Annotated in this window: 16 protein-coding genes; 7 read left to right on the forward strand and 9 right to left on the reverse strand. The window is 71.1% G+C overall.

Going from position 1 to position 16,636, the window contains the following annotated elements; translation table 11 throughout:
- Window positions 1-21: 21 nt before the first annotated feature.
- The 7 genes from BMW78_RS13205 to rpsA all read right to left on the reverse strand — a co-directional run bounded on the left by BMW78_RS13205 (window position 22) and on the right by rpsA (window position 5,436).
- Window positions 22-351, reverse strand: a complete 330-nt coding sequence (locus BMW78_RS13205; protein WP_143056252.1) for a DUF202 domain-containing protein — start codon at window positions 349-351, stop codon at window positions 22-24.
- Window positions 348-770, reverse strand: a complete 423-nt coding sequence (locus tag BMW78_RS13210; protein WP_245735841.1) for a YidH family protein — start codon at window positions 768-770, stop codon at window positions 348-350. Before BMW78_RS13210 ends, BMW78_RS13205 begins: the two co-directional genes overlap by 4 nt.
- Window positions 745-1,956, reverse strand: a complete 1,212-nt coding sequence (gene coaE / locus BMW78_RS13215) for a dephospho-CoA kinase (RefSeq protein WP_091760535.1) — start codon at window positions 1,954-1,956, stop codon at window positions 745-747. Before coaE ends, BMW78_RS13210 begins: the two co-directional genes overlap by 26 nt.
- 50 nt (window positions 1,957-2,006) lie before the next feature.
- Entirely contained in the window at window positions 2,007-3,050 is a 1,044-nt protein-coding gene (locus BMW78_RS13220) for a LacI family DNA-binding transcriptional regulator (protein ID WP_245735842.1), read from the reverse strand.
- A 79-nt stretch (window positions 3,051-3,129) separates the two neighbouring features.
- Window positions 3,130-3,336 (reverse strand): hypothetical protein, encoded by a 207-nt coding sequence (locus BMW78_RS13225; protein ID WP_091760540.1) that lies wholly within the window; start codon window positions 3,334-3,336, stop codon window positions 3,130-3,132.
- An 81-nt stretch (window positions 3,337-3,417) separates the two neighbouring features.
- Window positions 3,418-3,882: a PPOX class F420-dependent oxidoreductase gene (locus BMW78_RS13230; RefSeq protein WP_091760543.1), complete on the reverse strand. Its 465-nt coding sequence runs from the start codon at window positions 3,880-3,882 to the stop codon at window positions 3,418-3,420.
- 72 nt (window positions 3,883-3,954) lie between these two features.
- The gene (gene rpsA / locus BMW78_RS13235; RefSeq protein WP_091760546.1) at window positions 3,955-5,436 is read right to left on the reverse strand and encodes a 30S ribosomal protein S1; all 1,482 of its coding nucleotides are present in this window, start codon (window positions 5,434-5,436) and stop codon (window positions 3,955-3,957) included.
- Window positions 5,437-5,610: 174 nt separating this feature from the next.
- Between rpsA and BMW78_RS13240 the strand changes: the two genes are divergently transcribed.
- From BMW78_RS13240 to BMW78_RS13250, 3 genes are all read left to right on the forward strand, one after another.
- Window positions 5,611-6,426, forward strand: coding sequence for a class I SAM-dependent methyltransferase (locus BMW78_RS13240; protein ID WP_091760549.1), 816 nt, complete (start codon window positions 5,611-5,613; stop codon window positions 6,424-6,426).
- Between the two features lie 153 nt (window positions 6,427-6,579).
- A complete protein-coding gene (locus tag BMW78_RS13245) occupies window positions 6,580-8,085 on the forward strand; it encodes an MFS transporter (RefSeq protein ID WP_091760552.1) in 1,506 nt (501 codons plus the stop codon).
- A gap of 13 nt (window positions 8,086-8,098) precedes the next feature.
- On the forward strand, window positions 8,099-8,335 hold the full coding sequence (locus BMW78_RS13250) for a hypothetical protein (protein ID WP_091760555.1): 237 nt from the start codon (window positions 8,099-8,101) through the stop codon (window positions 8,333-8,335).
- Window positions 8,336-8,350: 15 nt separating this feature from the next.
- Here BMW78_RS13250 and BMW78_RS13255 read toward each other — a convergent pair whose 3' ends face one another.
- Window positions 8,351-9,142 (reverse strand): alpha/beta fold hydrolase, encoded by a 792-nt coding sequence (locus BMW78_RS13255; protein ID WP_143056253.1) that lies wholly within the window; start codon window positions 9,140-9,142, stop codon window positions 8,351-8,353.
- A gap of 275 nt (window positions 9,143-9,417) precedes the next feature.
- Here BMW78_RS13255 and BMW78_RS13260 point away from each other — a divergent pair, with 275 nt between their 5' ends.
- Window positions 9,418-11,397 (forward strand): hypothetical protein, encoded by a 1,980-nt coding sequence (locus BMW78_RS13260; RefSeq protein ID WP_091760562.1) that lies wholly within the window; start codon window positions 9,418-9,420, stop codon window positions 11,395-11,397.
- An 88-nt stretch (window positions 11,398-11,485) separates the two neighbouring features.
- Here the strand turns inward: BMW78_RS13260 and pgfA are convergent, their stop codons facing one another.
- Entirely contained in the window at window positions 11,486-12,460 is a 975-nt protein-coding gene (pgfA, locus tag BMW78_RS13265; protein WP_218144351.1) for a cell envelope lipid trafficking protein PgfA, read from the reverse strand.
- A 173-nt stretch (window positions 12,461-12,633) separates the two neighbouring features.
- Between pgfA and BMW78_RS13270 the strand changes: the two genes are divergently transcribed.
- From BMW78_RS13270 to BMW78_RS13280, 3 genes are all read left to right on the forward strand, one after another.
- On the forward strand, window positions 12,634-13,362 hold the full coding sequence (locus tag BMW78_RS13270; protein ID WP_218144352.1) for a class I SAM-dependent methyltransferase: 729 nt from the start codon (window positions 12,634-12,636) through the stop codon (window positions 13,360-13,362).
- Complete coding sequence (locus tag BMW78_RS13275) at window positions 13,359-15,374, forward strand: hypothetical protein (RefSeq protein ID WP_091760572.1); 2,016 nt, start codon at window positions 13,359-13,361, stop codon at window positions 15,372-15,374. Before BMW78_RS13270 ends, BMW78_RS13275 begins: the two co-directional genes overlap by 4 nt.
- 68 nt (window positions 15,375-15,442) lie before the next feature.
- Window positions 15,443-16,621, forward strand: a complete 1,179-nt coding sequence (locus BMW78_RS13280) for an acyltransferase family protein (protein WP_177180387.1) — start codon at window positions 15,443-15,445, stop codon at window positions 16,619-16,621.
- The last annotated feature ends 15 nt before the right edge of the window (window positions 16,622-16,636 follow it).

The following is a 16,636-nucleotide window of genomic DNA, read 5'->3' on the forward strand; positions in this document are numbered from 1 at the left end:
ATTCACGTGCCGGCGGAGGAGTCAGCCGGGGCGAAGCATGACCGCCACGGCCGCGGCGACCCCGCCCAGGGCGCCGAGCACCGTGACGACGGCGACCCTGACCATGACGGGGAACGGCGAGTAGCTGTGGCTGTCGTCGCGCAGCTGGTCGAACCGGTGCCGCACCCCGAGCACGAGGACAGCGCACCCCATGGCGACCACAGAGCCGATGGCGACCAGCCACCAGCTCTCCAGCCGGGCGGCGACGACGACGACCGGCACCAGCAGCACCATTGCGGTGAGGGCGGTGCGCTGCCACGACAGGGACGTGCGTTCCGGCTGCAGCGCCTGCCGCTCGGGGATCCGGCTCACAGCCGCGTGGCCTCGATCACGCCGAGCACCAGGGTCAGTGCGGCGAGCAGCACCACCCCGGTCGCCAGGATCGCCAGCGATCGCGGCGGTGGCAGGGGCTGGCGCAGCCGCAGGGCCCGCTCGACCTTGGCCCAGCTCCCCAGGGCTCGCACCGCCAGGGCAGCCCCGCCCAGGCACGAGGCGGAGCCGACCAGCGGCGCCCACGCGGGCATCTCGGTCAAGGAGGCCACCGAGATCAAGGCGATGCCACCGGCTACCAGCGCCAGGGCGGTGCGCATCCAGGCCAGCGCGGTGCGCTCGTTCGCCATCGAGAAGCGCGGGTCGGGCTCGTCCCCCACCCCGTAGACCCTCTCGGGGCGGCGGCGCTCATGCTCTCCCTCGGGGTGGCGCTCCTCATCCATGCTCTGGTTCCCAGCCATGCCGTGGCTCCCAGCCGGTCTGGCGGGCCCACGCCTCCACCCGCTCGTGGACGCCGTCGAACCACGGCTCCTTCGCGTCGGCGTAGTCGCCCACCCCCATGCCGGTCGCCGCGAGGCGAGCCTTCTCCGCGGCATACTCGCGGCAGGCGACGTCGTCGGCCCGCAGCCAGTCGCGGAAGAGCAGCGCCCACCGCCACCCCGGGCTGCCCGCCTCGCGGACGTGCACGTGCACCTGGCGCCCCGGGTCGGCGCCGGCGTGGAACCGCTTGGGCCACTGGCCGTCGGCCTTGGCGTTGTCGGCGCGCGGTGCGTCCGCGGGTCGGGGGAAGCCCGCGCCGGACAACCGCTCCAGCAGGGCTGGGTCGTCGGCGGCACGGAGGTCGGCCACGCCGACCTGGAGGTCGATGACGTCCTTGGCCACCAGCCCGGGGATCGCCGTGCTGCCGACGTGGTCGGCGGTGACCGCCACCTCACCGAAGGCGAGCCGGAGGCGTTCGAGGAGCCGCTGCGCCTCGAACGCCCAGGCGGAGTCGTGGGGGTGCAGCACCAGGTCGTCCGACCGCGTGGCCCGTATGCCGTGCCGCACGTTGCGCTCGAACGGCACCAGGCGCTCGTGCCAGAGGGAGTCGACGGCCGCGACCAGCGCCTCCTTCGTGCCGCCGTTGTCGAGCCAGACGTCGGCGGCCGCCCGCCGCTGCCCGTCGGTGGCCTGCGCTGCCATGCGCGAACGCACGTCGTCCTCGGTCATCCCCCGGGTCTCCATGAGCCGGCGGAGCCGGGTGCGCTCGTCGGCGCCCACGACGACCACGAGGTGGTAGCCGGGCCCGAGGTGCTTCTCGACGAGGAGGGGGACGTCGTGGACCACGACCGCGTCGGCCGGGGCGGCCTCCACCAGCGCAGCCGTGCGGGCCGCGATCCGGGGGTGGGTCAGCTGCTCGAGGTCGCGGCGCGCCTGCGGGTCGGCGAAGACGACGGCGCCGAGCGCGGCGCGGTTGAGGCTGCCGTCCTCCTCGAGCACCACGTCTCCGAAGCGCTCGACGATGGCGGCCAGCCCCTCGGACCCCGGCGCCACCACCTCGCGGGCCAGCTGGTCGGCGTCGATGACCACCGCCCCCAGCTCACGGAACCGCCCTGCGACGGTCGACTTCCCGGACCCGATGCCCCCGGAGAGGCCGACGCGCAGCATGCTCGTCACTGTAGCGGCGGGGTGGCGAGGCAGGAGGGCAGGAGCGGCCCTCAGCGGGCGGCGGGAGGAGCGGTGCTCTCGCGCACCACCAGAGCGGTGGGCAGCACCGTGTGCCGGGCCCGCTGGGGGGCGCCTCCGGACAGTGCCGCGGTGAGGGCCGCCGCTGCTGCCCGCCCCTTCTCGGGGAAGTCCTGGCGCACCGTGGTCAGCGCCGGGCGCACCCGCGCGGCGACCGGGCTGTCGTCGAACCCGACGACCGACACGTCCGAGGGCACCTGCAGGCCGAGGTCCTGGGCGACCTGGACCACCGTGGCGGCGATGACGTCGGAGAAGCACAGGATCGCCGTGGGCCGGTCCTCCAGCCGCAGCAGCGCCTGGGCGGCCTCCACGCAGGAGTCGGGGTCGCTCATCGGGATCCGGGCGGCCCGGGACGTGATCCCCGCGGCGGCGAGCACGTCGAGCCAGCCCAGGAGGCGCTGGCGCACCGGGTGGCCCAAGGGCCCGTCGAGCGGGTCGTCGACCAGGCCGTAGGGGGCGGCGGGCACGGACAGGACGAGCCCGATGCGCCGGTGCCCGAGGTCGACGAGGTGCTGGGCCGCGGCCCGGGCGCCCCCGCGGTCGTCGACGTTGACGCTGGGGATCCCCTTGGCGGGCGCCTGGTCGACGAACACCATGGGCAGCCCGCGCTTGCCGAGCCACTCGACGGCGGCACTGCTCGGGTCGCAGGAGTAGACCAGGGCGCCGTCCATCGCGACGTCGCGGGCCGGCACGCGGTCCTCGGACTCGGCCCCGGACAGCAGCGTGAGGGCCAGGCCGGTGGGCTCGAGCTCCCGGGCGATGGCGCCGAGGAAGCTCATGGCGACCTCGTCGGTGAAGGGGTACTCGAGGGAGTCGGTCAGCACCACGCCGACGGCGCCGGTGCTGCCCCGTGCGAGGGCCCGCGCGCTGGGGTCGGGTCCGGCGTACCCCAGCTCGCGGGCGGCCTCCAGGATGCGCTCCCGCAGCGGTGCCGACAGCTGGTCAGGCCGGGAGAAGGCGTTCGACACGGTCATCCGGCTGACGCCGACCGCGTCGGCGACGGTCTGCAGGGTCACCTTGCCCACGCTGCTCCCTCCTCACGTCGGGTCGGCTCGCTGCTCGAGCAGCGCCTCGTCGGACCGAGCCTAGAGCGCCTCAGTGCGCGGGGCTGCAGACGGGCGGGGCGACGCCGTCGGCGGCGCGCCGCAGCGCCGCCGCGAGGACGCCGCGCGTGCCGACGAGGCGGGGCCGGGCGGCACGGGGCTGTGGTTCAGCGACCACCGGGGCGTGCGGGAGGGCGCTCGTGATGGTGGCCTGCGCGGCGCGGTGGACGGTGATCAGGGCAACCGGTGAGATGGTCATGGCGTGCTCCGGTGAGGTGGTGCGGTTTTCTGTACCGATACAGTAACGCCGCTCTCTGTACCGGTCAAGTACCGCAGCGCCTCACTCTGCCAGTCGCGCCGGGAAACCACCGGTCGCGATCGGGGACCACCGGGTCGGGGTGATGCGCAGCAGCGACTTCCCCTGGTCGCCCATGGCCTGCCGGTACTCGTCCCAGTCGGGGTGCTCCCCCGAGATGCAGCGGAAGTACTCCACGAGGGGCTCGACGGAGTCCGGGGTGTCGATGACCTCGCAGTCCCCGTCCACCTGCACCCACGCGCCACCGAAGTCGTCGGAGAGGACGACGACGCTCACGTGGGGGTTGCGTCGGGCGTTAGTGGTCTTGGCCCGCTCGGGGTAGGTGGAGATGACGATGCGGCCCTGGGGGTCCACTCCCCCGGTGACCGGGGACGCCTGCGGCCGGCCGTCGGACCGCTGGGTGATGACCAGCATGTGGTGGCGTGGCCGCACGAAGTCGAGCAGCCCCTCGAGGTCGACCGTGGTGTTCGTCGCGATGGTCCGTGCCATGCCGGCCATCCTGACACGGCGAAGGCCCGGCCCCCTCGCGGGGACCGGGCCTTCACGGCATACCGACCTGGGTCAGTTGCCGGTGAGCTTCTCACGCAGGGCAGCCAGCGCCTCGTCGGAGGCGAGGGTGCCCTCGGAGGCCGGGGCGCTCGGACGGCTCTCGTCGGATCCAGAGGAGTCCGAGGAGTAGGACGTCGAGGTGCTGCCACCGGACGCGGCCTCGGCGTCGGCAGCGTGAGCAGCCTCGACCTGGGCCTTGTGGGCCTCCCAGCGGGTGTGGGCCTCGGCGTACTGCTTCTCCCACTTCTCGCGCTGGGTCTCGTAACCCTCGAGCCACTCGTTGGTCTCCGGGTCGAAGCCCTCGGGGTACTTGTAGTTGCCCTGCTCGTCGTACTCGGCCGCCATGCCGTACAGCGTGGGGTCGAACTCGGCGATCTGGACGCTGTCGTCGTTGGCCTGCTTGAGCGACAGCGAGATGCGGCGACGCTCGAGGTCGATGTCGATGACCTTGACGAAGATCTCGTCACCGACGTTGACGACCTGCTCCGGCAGCTCCACGTGGCGCTCGGCCAGCTCGGAGATGTGGACCAGGCCCTCGATGCCGTCGTCGACGCGCACGAACGCACCGAACGGGACGAGCTTGGTGACCTTGCCCGGGACGACCTGGCCGATGGCGTGGGTGCGGGCGAAGTGCTGCCACGGGTCCTCCTGGGTCGCCTTCAGCGACAGGGAGACGCGCTCGCGGTCCATGTCGACGTCGAGCACCTCGACGGTGACCTCGTTGCCGACCTCGACGACCTCGGACGGGTGGTCGATGTGCTTCCAGGACAGCTCGGAGACGTGGACCAGACCGTCCACACCACCGAGGTCGACGAACGCACCGAAGTTGACGATCGACGACACGACACCGGAGCGGACCTGCCCCTTCTGGAGCTCCTTGAGGAAGGTCGTGCGGACCTCCGACTGGGTCTGCTCGAGCCAGGCACGGCGCGACAGGACCACGTTGTTGCGGTTCTTGTCGAGCTCGATGATCTTGGCCTCGATCTCCTTGCCGACGTACGGCTGGAGGTCGCGGACGCGACGCATCTCGACGAGCGACGCGGGAAGGAAGCCGCGCAGGCCGATGTCGAGGATGAGACCACCCTTGACGACCTCGATGACGGTGCCGGTGACGACGCCGTCCTCCTCCTTGATCTTCTCGATCGTGCCCCAGGCGCGCTCGTACTGCGCACGCTTCTTGGACAGGATCAGGCGGCCTTCCTTGTCCTCCTTCTGGAGGACGAGGGCCTCGACCTCGTCGCCGACGGCGACGACCTCGGACGGGTCGACGTCGTGCTTGATGGACAGCTCACGCGAGGGGATGACGCCCTCGGTCTTGTAGCCGATGTCGAGCAGGACCTCGTCCCGGTCGACCTTGACGATGCGACCCTCGACGATGTCGCCGTCGTTGAAGTCCTTGATGGTCGCGTCGATCGCGGCAAGGAGGTCTTCCTCAGAGCCAATGTCGTTGATGGCAACCTGAGGGGCGGTCTTTTCGACCGTGCTGGCAGTCATGTAGTAGGAACTCCGATGGTGGACAGTGAATAGAAGGGTGTTCTGTTGTGGTCACGCTTCCCGGCCCGGCGATGATGGCATTTGGCCATCGATGACGGACATGGTGAAGCGCGCACACGGAGGTGCCCGCCCAGACTACCGACGCCGTCTGTGCCAGGTCAAAAAGCGAGAGGTATGCCGGTGAGCGGGTTTGCGCAGGTCAGCCGCCGGTTGGCGGACCAGGACGAGACCGTGGTGGCCAATCGCTCCTGGTGGGACGCCGAGGCGGGCGAGTACTACGCCGAGCACGGGGCCTTCCTCGGCGACGCCGACTTGGTCTGGGGGCCCGAGGGCTGGCGCGAGTCGGAGCTGCGCCTCCTCGGTGACCTCGCGGGCCGCCGCGTGCTCGAGGTCGGTGCCGGGGCGGGCCAGTGTGCGCGCTGGGTCGCCGCCCAGGGAGCCACGGTGGTGGCCTCCGACCTGTCGGCCGGGATGCTGCGCACCGGCCTGAGCCTCAACTCGAGGGTGAGTGACCCCCGCCTGGCCGTCCCGCTGGTGCAGTGCGACGCCACGGCCCTCCCCTTCGGTGACGGTGCCTTCGACATCGTCTTCACGGCATACGGTGCAGTGCCCTTCGTTGCCGACTCGGCGCTGCTGATGCGGGAAGCCGCGCGCGTGCTGCGGCCGGGCGGCCGCTTCGTCTTCTCCACCACCCACCCCTTCCGGTGGGCCTTCCCCGACGACCCCAGTGAGAACGGCCTGACCGTCAACCAGTCGTACTTCGACCGGACCCCCTACGTCGAGGCCGACTCCGACGGGGAGGCGACCTACGTGGAGCACCACCGCACGGTCGGTGACCGGGTGCGCGAGGTGGTCGCCGCGGGTCTGGTGCTGAGCGACCTGGTCGAGCTCGAGTGGCCCGCTCGCAACACCGAGACCTGGGGCGGCTGGTCGCCGCTGCGCGGACGCCTCTTCCCGGGTACGGCCGTCTTCGTGTGCGACAAGCCCTGAGGGGTCTCGTCGACTCCCTCGACGTACGTCGTCCTGCTGACCGTTTCCTCCTGCTCCTTCTCTCGACGAGCGGTTTGCCCGGTGCGGATCTAGCCTGCTCGTCGCAGCACTGCGGGGGGACACCGCAGGGCACTCAACGAGGAGGAGGCCGACGTGGCATCTGACGTCGAGATCGGACGCATCACCACCGACATACCCGCCCGCCTGGACCGGCTCCCCTGGGCCCGCTGGCACTGGATGGTCGTCATCGGCCTGGGGACCGTCTGGATCCTCGACGGCCTCGAGGTCACCATCGTCGGCTCGATGTCGGACGCGCTGAAGCCGACCGACACCGGCCTCGGCATGAGCAGCTTCGACATCGGCCTCGCCGGGGCGGTCTACGTCGCCGGAGCCTGTCTGGGCGCGCTCTTCTTCGGCCAGCTCACCGACCGGTTCGGCCGCAAGAAGCTTTTCCTCCTCACCCTCGGCGTCTACACCTTCGCGACCGTGCTGACGGCCTTCGCCCCGAACCCGCTGTGGTACTTCGTCGCCCGGTTCATCACCGGCATGGGAATCGGCGGCGAGTACGCCGCGATCAACTCGGCCATCGACGAGCTGATCCCCAAGCACTACCGCGGCCGCGTCGACGTCGCGATCAACGGTTCCTTCTGGGTCGGCGCCGCGCTCGGCTCCCTGCTGACCATCCCGCTGCTCGACCCCAAGGTCGTCGACCCCGCCCTGGGCTGGCGCTTGGCCTTCGGCCTCGGCGCCGTGCTCGCCGTCGGGATCCTCGTCGTGCGCCGACACGTGCCGGAGAGCCCCCGGTGGCTGTTCATCCACGGCCGTGAGGACGAGGGCGAGCAGATCGTGGGCGACATCGAGGAGACGGTGCACCGCGAGAGCCACCACGACCTGCCGCAGGTGCACGACGACCCGATCACCATCCGGCAGCGTCGGACCATCTCGATCCCGGAGATCGCCAAGACGGTCTTCACGCTGTACCCCAAGCGCACCGTGCTGTGCCTGTCGCTGTTCGTCGGCCAGGCGTTCCTCTACAACGCGTTCTTCTTCACCTACGGCGACGCCCTCACCACGTTCTTCGACGTGAAGCAGACCGGCTGGTACCTCGCGGTCTTCGCGGTCAGCAACTTCCTCGGGGCGCTCCTGCTGAGCCGGTTGTTCGACACCATCGGCCGGGTCAAGATGATCACCGGCACCTACATCCTCTCCGGTGTGCTGCTCGCCATCGCCGGCTTCGTGCTCGGCAGCCTCAACGCCACGACCCTCACCCTCTTCGGCGTGGTGATCTTCTTCTTCGCCTCCGCCGGCGCCAGCGCGGCATACCTCACCGCCAGCGAGGTCTTCCCGCTCGAGACGCGCGCGCTGTGCATCGCGTTCTTCTACGCGATCGGCACGGCCGTCGGCGGCATCAGCGGTCCCCTGCTGTTCGGAGCCCTCATCGACCAGGCCTCGAAGAGCAAGGACATCACCCACCTCGCCATCGGCTACTTCATCGGTGCGGCGCTCATGGTCGTCGGCGGCCTGGTCGAGGCGTTCCTCGGCGTGAAGGCCGAGGGCCAGTCGCTCGAGAGCATCGCCCAGCCGCTGACCGCCGAGGACGCCCACGAGGGCGGCGGCGAGCACGAGGGTCGGCGGGTGACGAGCCCGTCGCCCGCCTAGGAGGGGGTGGGCCGTGTCGCCCATGCCACCGCCGCGGGCCAGCACCGAGGGACGTGACCGGCGCGTCGAGCAGGAGATCGCCCAGATCCTGCGCGCGCTGCACGCGGAGGGGCCCCAGAGCGAGCCGGAGCTGGCGACCCTGGTCGGGGCGCCGTTCTGGGAACCCGGCCGGTTCGCGCACGCCCTCACGGTGGCCGCCAGCGACGGACGCGTCCTGCGTGACGAGTGGGGCCGACTGAGCATCCCGTGACCCCGGGCGACGCCCTCAGGAGTCGTGTCGGCCGAGGAAGGCGTTGACCTCGGGACCGAGGCCGCGGCCGGTCACCGTGGCGGCGTGGCTCCGGCCCTGGCGCAGGGCGAGGTGGCCGAACGGCAGGCCGGACGCCGTCTCGCGAAAGACCGCCTCGCCGTAGCTGGCGTCCTCGGAGCCACCCACCACGAGGGTGGGCGTGGCGATCTCGTGGAGCCGGTCCGACAGGTCGAACGCCAGCTCCGCGCGCATGGTCGCCAACAGGTCGCTGTGGTCCTTCGCCACTACCGGGCCAGGAAGGAGCCACCCCACGCCGCCCGCCACCGCCGTGGAGAGACGCCCCGACGGCAGCAGGCGCCACAGCAGGGACGCTGCCGTGCGCCGGTCCCCCCGCTCCAGCGCCTCGGCCGCCCGGCGCTCCACCTCGTGGCCTGCCGCGCCAAGCCGGCAGGCCGAGGCCACGAGCACCAGCCGGCGGACCAGCTCGGGGTGGTCGGCTGCCAGCTGCAGGGCGACCTCACCGCCGGTCGAGACGCCGACGACGTCGATCGGCGCCGCCTGCCACTCGCGCAGCATGGTGGCGTAGTCGTCCGCGAGCTCGGCCATCGTCGTGCCCTCGGGCAGGCCCTGGCGACGGTTGACCCACCACACCTGCCGCTGCTGGGCCAGCGGTCGCATGAGGCCCAGCTGGGCGCGGCGCGCCATCCCCGTCGGTGGCCGGTGGTCGGGCGTGAGACCGGGCATCAGCAGAAGCGGTGGCCCCGCACCGAGCGAGAGGCTGGCCATGCCCTCCGACGGCCCGTTCACCTCCGCCTGCCCGAGGCGCGCCGCCAGCTGGTCACGGGTCGAACGCTAGGGGTGGTGCGCACCGAGTCGCATCAGCCGATCAGAGCACCGGTGGTCGCTCTTTGGACCGGGGCCCTCGCCCGAATTGCGTGTGGGGACCGTGGACGTTTCTGGACGCCACCTCCCCCGCTCCCCTCGTCGGTCAGACTGGCCTCATCCGCCGAGGCGCCCGGTTACGATGACGGCCGCGACCAGCACGAGCAGTGTCACCTGTGGACACACCAGAAGGGGCATCCATGAAACCGCCGAGCTCGGCGCGCGCCACCGACGTCCGTGACACGGAACCGGAAACCCGCGCGGTCGGCACGGCGGATGCCGAGGAGCAGGGTGACGCGGTCTACGTGCCGTTCCGGGCATGGCTCGAAGCTCGTCCCGGTCGCTACGTCGTGGTGGGCGCCGTCGCGCTCATCCTCCTGCAGGCGCTGGTACGGGGGTACGTCAAGTTCGGCGGCTGGTTCGTCGCAGACGACATGTCCTTCATCGGACGGGCAGAGCACATGCCGTTCCTCAGCCGCGAGTACCTCTTGGCGGGGTGGAACGGGCACCTGATGCCCGGCTCCTTCACGCTGGTCCGGGTCCTCAACCACCTGTGGCCGGTCAACTACACCCCGGTCGCTCTCGTCGACCTCGCCATGCAGGCGGTCGCGGGACTGCTGGCGTTCCGTCTCCTGGTCTCCCTCTTCGGCCGACGACCAGCGGTGCTCGTGCCCCTGTCGATCTACCTCTTCTCGCCGATCACCCTCCCGGCCTTCCTGTGGTGGGCCGCAGGGCTGAACCAGCTGCCCGGCCAGATCGCCATGATCGGCGCACTCGCGCTCCAGGTGCGCTACCACCGGACGGGGCGGACCCGTGACGGGGTCCTCGGTGCCCTGTGCGTGCTCGGCGGACTTCTCTTCTCCGAGAAGCTCCTCCTGGTGGTCCCGATCGTCTTCGCGCTGACCTTCTTCTTCTTCACGCCGGGGCGACCTGTGGCCCGGGTCCGCCAGGCCGTGACCCAGCACTGGCGGGTGTGGGTCGCCTACCTCGCGGTCGTGGGGCCCTACACCCTCTACTACGTCACCACCGTCCCGAGCCCCGTGGGCAAGGCGCCCGACACCACGTTGGCGATCCAGACCGTGGCAACCGCGCTGAGCCAGGCTGTGCTGCCCGGACTCTTCGGTGGTCCGCTGCGCTGGAGCCAGATCGGCGTCGGCGGCGTGGCGAACCCCACCGTTGCCATGTCCCTCTTCGCCTGCGTGGCGACCGCACTCATCGTGTGGACCTCTGTGGTCCGCCGCCGGCGCGCCGTGTTCGGCTGGGTCGTCGTGGCCGCCTACTGGCTCAGCAACGCCGTTCTCCTGGGGATCACGCGGGCGTCCTACGTCGGCCCGATCATCGGCGCCGAGTACCGGTACAGCACAGACGTGTGCATCGTGTTCGCGGTCTTCGGCGCGGCGGCCTTCCTGCCCATCGTGGGCACCTACGCCAAGGGCACTCCCCAGAGGCTGCTGCCTCGCGGCCCGGCCCGCCCGGCCTCCGCCGGCTCCCGGCCCCACCGGGCGGAACCCGCTGGGCTGAGCGTCGAGGGCACCGTCGCCGGCGCCCTCTGCTGCGCCGTCGTCATCACGTCACTGGTGTCGACCTTCCAGTACGACCGCTTCTGGCGGAGCAACGGGTCGGCGCCCTACTTCGCCAATGCCCGCGCCGACATCGCAGCCAGCAAGCGGCACATCACCCTGACCGAGATCAACCTCCCCGAACGGGTCCAGGCCGGCTTCCTCGGTGCCTTCGTCAAGACCTCCACCATGATGTCGGGCTTCGAGCCCAGGCCCCGGTTCCTCACACCGGGCGCCTCCGCGGCGGAGCTCTACATGCCTGATGACAGCGGGCACCTCCGCACCGTGGTCGTCGACGGCTTCTCCAACCGGAAAGGCCCCGAGAAGAACTGCGGCTGGAGGGTGGGGCCGGACACCGTCCGCATCCCGCTGGTCAAGGCAACGCTCCCCTGGGAGTGGACGGCCCGGATCGGGTACCTCGCCACCTCGGACGCCACGGCGACCGTGACCGTCGGGCAGACCACCTCCAAGGTGACCATCACCAAGGGTGCGGGCAGCCTGTACGTGCTGGGACAAGGCCAGGTGAGGGCGGTCACGATCCACGGCCTGTCTGCCGGCAGCCTGTGCACCAATGACGTGGCCGTGGGCTTCCCGCGGCCGCTGCCCGGCAGCCACCCCTGAGACCGGGCGGTCGTCCCGGGGTCTGCACCAAGCGGTGGGCGGTGAGCATCCTCCCCTGGAGTCCTGCTCGCGGAGGTGGCGCCGGCGGCTACGGCCGGTGAGCCCCCTGCTGCGGCGACCGGGCGAGGACCAGCCCGCCCACGGTGAGGATGAGCCCCAGGATGAGGGCGCCGAGCGGGAGGTAGAGCTCGATGGCCTTGATGGAGGAGAGCCCGTCGTTCGCGAGCTTCGCCTGGATCTTGTCCGCCCCCTCGGTGAAGGCGAGCGTGCCCTTGAGGGCCGTCTTGCCGGCCAGCGCGGGGTCGCGCATCTCTGCACCCGGCTCGGTGCTCGCGAGCCCCGTCAGGCGCTGGTCGATCTGCTCCTGGCCGTGGATGATGACGCCGGTGGTGGGCTCGACCCAGAGGGTGCGGACGTTGCTGTAGAGCGAGGGGAACACACCGGAGGTCATGGCCGGGGCGTCGGTGATGGTCTGCTCGAAGACGTAGACGTCGAGGCCCTGCTTCTTGGCGACCTGCTTGAACTTCATCGGCCACGCCTTCTTCGACACGGTGTCGAAGTAGAGGTAGTCCTTCTTCTGGGTGTGCATGGGGAACTTGTAGCCGAGGCCCTCGTGCGGGGTCGGCTCGCCGTCCACCGAGGCGTTGCACTCCTGGTTGCCCTCTGGGCCGCACTTCTTCCCCTGCACGGCGTAGCCGGTGACGCGGTCGAAGGCGATGCGGTCCTGGTAGTTCGCGATGATCCGCTTGTCGTTGCGCAAGCAGCCCGGGTGCTGGTTGTTGTCGTCGCGGGTGAGGCAGAGGGTCTCGTCGTAGACGGCGACGTCGCCGTTCCCGGCTGCCACGTCGCCGCGGATGTGGCGCGTGATGTCGACGGTGATCGGCACGACTCGCCCGGCTGCGGCGTCGAGGTACTGGAAGTTGTCGCCGGCCGCCTTGAGGGTCACGTTGATGTCCAGGGGCGCACGCACCAGCTTGGGGGCGGCCCAGAACTTCAGCACCGGCGCCATGACCAGAAGCAGGACGCCGAGACCAAACATCACCAAGCCGACCGAGCGCTTCACCACGCCGCCTTTCGAAAGGCCGCGGTCCCAGCATTCCGGGCTGCGGCGTCCACAGTTGGCGTCAACGTACCAGCAGGTAGCCTTGCCCGCCGTAACCTTGGCATTGATGTGTCACCAGCACGGGGCGACGACCCCGCGGCTGTCCCTGCGGCGATCCCGGAGCGAGGAGAATGATGGACCTGGAGCGCACGCGGGCGGACTGGACCGCGCTGGGCGCGCAGGACCCCTTGTGGGCGGTGCTCGTCACTCCTGAGGGCCGGCACGACGGGTGGGATCCCACGGCCTTCCTCGCCACGGGCCGGGACGAGGTCTCCGCGGTCCTCGGGCGGATCGCTGCGCTCGGGCTGCGGCCGGGCACGGGCTCCGCGTTGGACTTCGGTTGCGGCGCAGGGCGCCTCACCCAGGCGCTCCGAGACCATGTGGAACGCGCGGTGGGCATCGACTTCTCCGAGCCCATGCTGGAACGGGCCCGTTCCCTCGACGTGGACGGGCGCTGCGAGTTCGTCCACAGCGAGCGGCCGGACCTCTCGGTCTTCGGCGACGCCACGTTCGACATCGCCTACTCCTCGCTCGTGCTCCAGCACATACCGACCGCCGCGGCCCGCGGCTACCTCGCGGAGATGGTGCGGGTGGTGCGCCCGGGCGGAGTCGTGGCCGTCCAGGTGGCCACCCGCCCTGACCAGAGCCTCAAGGGCCGCGTGGCTGCGGTGCTGCCCCGGCGGGCGATGCGGTTCGCCCAGCGCCGCCTGCTCGGCTACCCGGCCCCGATGGACATGTACCCGCTCTCCCGAACCGATGTGGAGGCGGCGGTGAGCGCTCACGGGCGCATCGCGGCCGCCTGGGACGAACCGATGTACGGCGGGCACTGGGTCTACACCCGCTATGTCATCGAGCGCGCGTGACCACCCACGGCCGGGCGAGCGTCGGCACGCAGGACGCAGCCGTCTCGGCCGGCGCCTCCGGTGGCCGTCCCACAGAGGCACCGACGCCGGCTCCGCAGGGGCCCTCGGTGAACGGGCTCTCCTCGACGGGCGACCAACCACGGACCTCCGCCGTGGTCGCTGACAGCAGAGCACTGGGCATCTCCGCCGCCACGGTCCTCGCCATCGGACTCCTGCTGCGCGGATGGGTCGGCTGGCGCGGCTTCTTCTACCTCGACGACTTCGTCTTCACGGCACGGGCAGCGACCCACAGCGTCTTCGACGCGCACTACCTCCTCGAGCCCTACAACAGCCACTTCATGCCGGGCTCCTACGTCTGGGTGTGGGTGCTGACTCGGTTGCTGCCGTTCAACTACGGGGCGGTCGTCGTCACGTCGATGCTGCTCCAGGGTGTCCTGGGCGTCCTGTTCTACGTTCTCCTGCGCCGCCTCTTCGGCAGCCACCTGTTGATCCTCGTGCCCTTCACGATGTTCGTCCTCACCCCCATGACGCTGCCGGCCAACCTGTGGTGGGCGGCGGCGCTGAACCAGCTGCCCCAGCAGCTGGCCCTCGTCGGTGTCCTGCTCGCCCACGTCACCTATCTGCGAACCGGCCGCACGGCGCGCGGTCTGGTCGGTCCGTTCGTCCTCCTGGCCGGCCTCGCGTTCTCCGAGAAGACCCTGCTCGCCCTGCCGCTGCTGCTCGCCTTCACCGTGCTCTTCTTCGCGGCAGGTCGCCCCCTGCGCCGGACCCGCGACGCCCTCGTGCAGCACCGGATCATCTGGGCCGGCTACGCCGTGGTGACGGTGCCCTACATGCTGTTCTACGTCTCCACCGTCCCTTCACCGGCACGCCAGCCGGGCACCGGCGCCAGTGTGGTGCAGCTCGTGATGGAGTCGTTCGTGCGCGCCGTGGTCCCCGCGATACTGGGTGGCCCGTGGCACTGGGCCCAGATCGGGTATGCCGGTGCGCTGGCCGACCCCGGCCCGTTCGCCTGCGCGGTGGCACTGGTGGTTCTGGCGGGCGTCGTGGCGGGGAGCTGCCTGGCACGACGGGGTGCGTGGCGTGGCTGGGCGCTGGCGCTGGGCTACGCCGTGACCAACCTGGTGCTGCTCGTGGTCAGCCGAGCAGCGTTCATCGGCCCCGTGATCGCCGGCGAGTACCGCTACGTCACGGATGTCGCACTCGTGGCTGCCCTTGGCCTGGCCCTGGCCCTGGTCCCGCTGTCCGGCCAGTGGAGAGCCGGTCGCCCGGCGACGCTGGATGAACGGCCCGCGCTGCGGCGATGGTTGGACACCGACCCCGTTCGCGAGCTGCTGGACGAGCTGCCGCGGCCGCGTGCCGCGGCCTGGATCGCCGTCGCCGTGACGGCCCTGACGGTCAGCGCCGCCTGGAGCACCGTCTCCTACGACCAGTTCTGGCGCATCAACCCGGCCAGGCCGTGGGTCGAGACCGCGCGGTCAGAGCTGTCGGGCTACACCACGCCGCCGGTCCTGGCCGACGGCTACGTGCCGCAGGAGGTCGCCTGGGCGTTGCTCGGTGACTACGCCACCGTCAGCCACCTCCTCTCACCGCTGCCGACACCTCCTCGAACCTTGGCGGACGGGCCGACCAGTGACAGCCTGTACATGCTGGACGACCGGGGACGGGTGCGCAGGGCCGCGGTGAGTGGAGTGTCCGCCCTCCCGGGCCCCCGGAAGGGCTGCGGCTGGCGGATCGGCGCCCAGCCGGTGACGGTGCCCCTGCAGCGGAGCACCCTGCCGTTCAGCTGGACCGTGCGCATCGGGTACATCAGCAGTGGGACCACCAAGGGTGCGGTCACGATCGGTGGGACCCGCACACCCGTGGAGTTCCACGCCGGCCTGGGTGCCGTCTTCCTCCGCGCGAACGGTGCGTTCGACGAGGTGCGCCTGGAGACCGCTGGGGACGGCGCAGTGGTGTGCAGCGACGACATCACGGTAGGGGCCCCCGTTCCCGTTCAGGAGGCTCGATGACGGCGCCACACCCCCGCCCACCAGCGCTTGGGGCACCGCCGGTCGCGGCGCCCGTCAGCGTCGAACCCGTGACCGTGGCCCCACCACGCCACGGCCCCGACGCCGGAGCCGACCACTCCGCCTTCCCTGCCCTGGACGGGCTGCGGGCCGTGGCGGTCGCCGCGGTCCTGCTCACGCACGCCGCCTTCTGGACCGGCCGCTACGAGCGCGGCTTCGGTGCCACCTTCCTCGCGCGCATGGACAGCGGCGTGGCCGTGTTCTTCGTGATCTCCGGCTTCCTGCTCTTCCGCCCGTGGCTCCTCGCTGCACTCCCTGGTGCGAGGTCGCGGCAGTCGGTCCGCCGGTACGCGGTCCGGCGGGCCCTGCGGATCCTGCCCGCCTACTGGCTCGCCGTGGTGCTGGCCCTGACGGTGCTTCCCCAGAACCGTGACGCCTCGGGGGCCGACTGGCTTCGCCAAGGACTCCTGGTCCAGATCTACCGTTACGGGTGGTTCCGCGAAGGGCTGACCCAGACCTGGTCGCTGGCGACGGAGGTCAGCTTCTACGCGGTCCTGCCCGTGATCGGACTTGGTGCGGCCTGGTGGCTGCGCCGCCGTCCGTGGTCGGCCCGGACGGCCATGGCGGTCTGCGGCGCCCTCGCCCTCGTTCCGGTGGCCTGGCAGGTCTGGCTGCACTCGGGGCAGCGCCCGGTGATGGGTGGCTTCTGGCTTCCGGCGTACCTCGGCTGGTTCGCGGCCGGCATGGCGCTGGCGGTCGTCAAGGTCCACCTCGACACCCAGCAGCCACCGGCAAGGAGTGCGTGGTGGCACGCAGAGGAGCTGGGGCGGCACCCCTTCACCTGCTGGGCGGTCGGGGCTGCTGCCCTGCTGGCGGCCATGACGCCTCTCGCCGGGCCGCGGTCCCTCACCGCCGACACCGCAGGCCAGGCGATCTCGAAGAGCATCCTCTACGCGATCCTGGCGGTCAGCCTCGCGTGGCCGGCGGTCTTCGGACAGGGCAGGACCGTGCGGGTCCTCCTGGCCAATGCACCGATGCGCTACCTCGGCGACGTCTCGTACGGCGTGTTCCTCTACCACCTCGTCGTCCTCGACCTCGTGATGCGCCTGCTGGGAAACGCCGTGTTCCACGGCCAGGTCGTCCAGGTCTTCCCGCTGACGGTGCTCGGCTCCGTCGCCGTGGCAGCCGTCAGCTTCCGGTTCCTGGAACGACCGCTCATCCGCCTCGGGCACCGCAGGACACGCGGCTGATCCTGCGGGATTGCG

The organism is Pedococcus cremeus (assembly GCF_900111375.1).
Lineage (GTDB): Bacteria > Actinomycetota > Actinomycetes > Actinomycetales > Dermatophilaceae > Pedococcus_A > Pedococcus_A cremeus.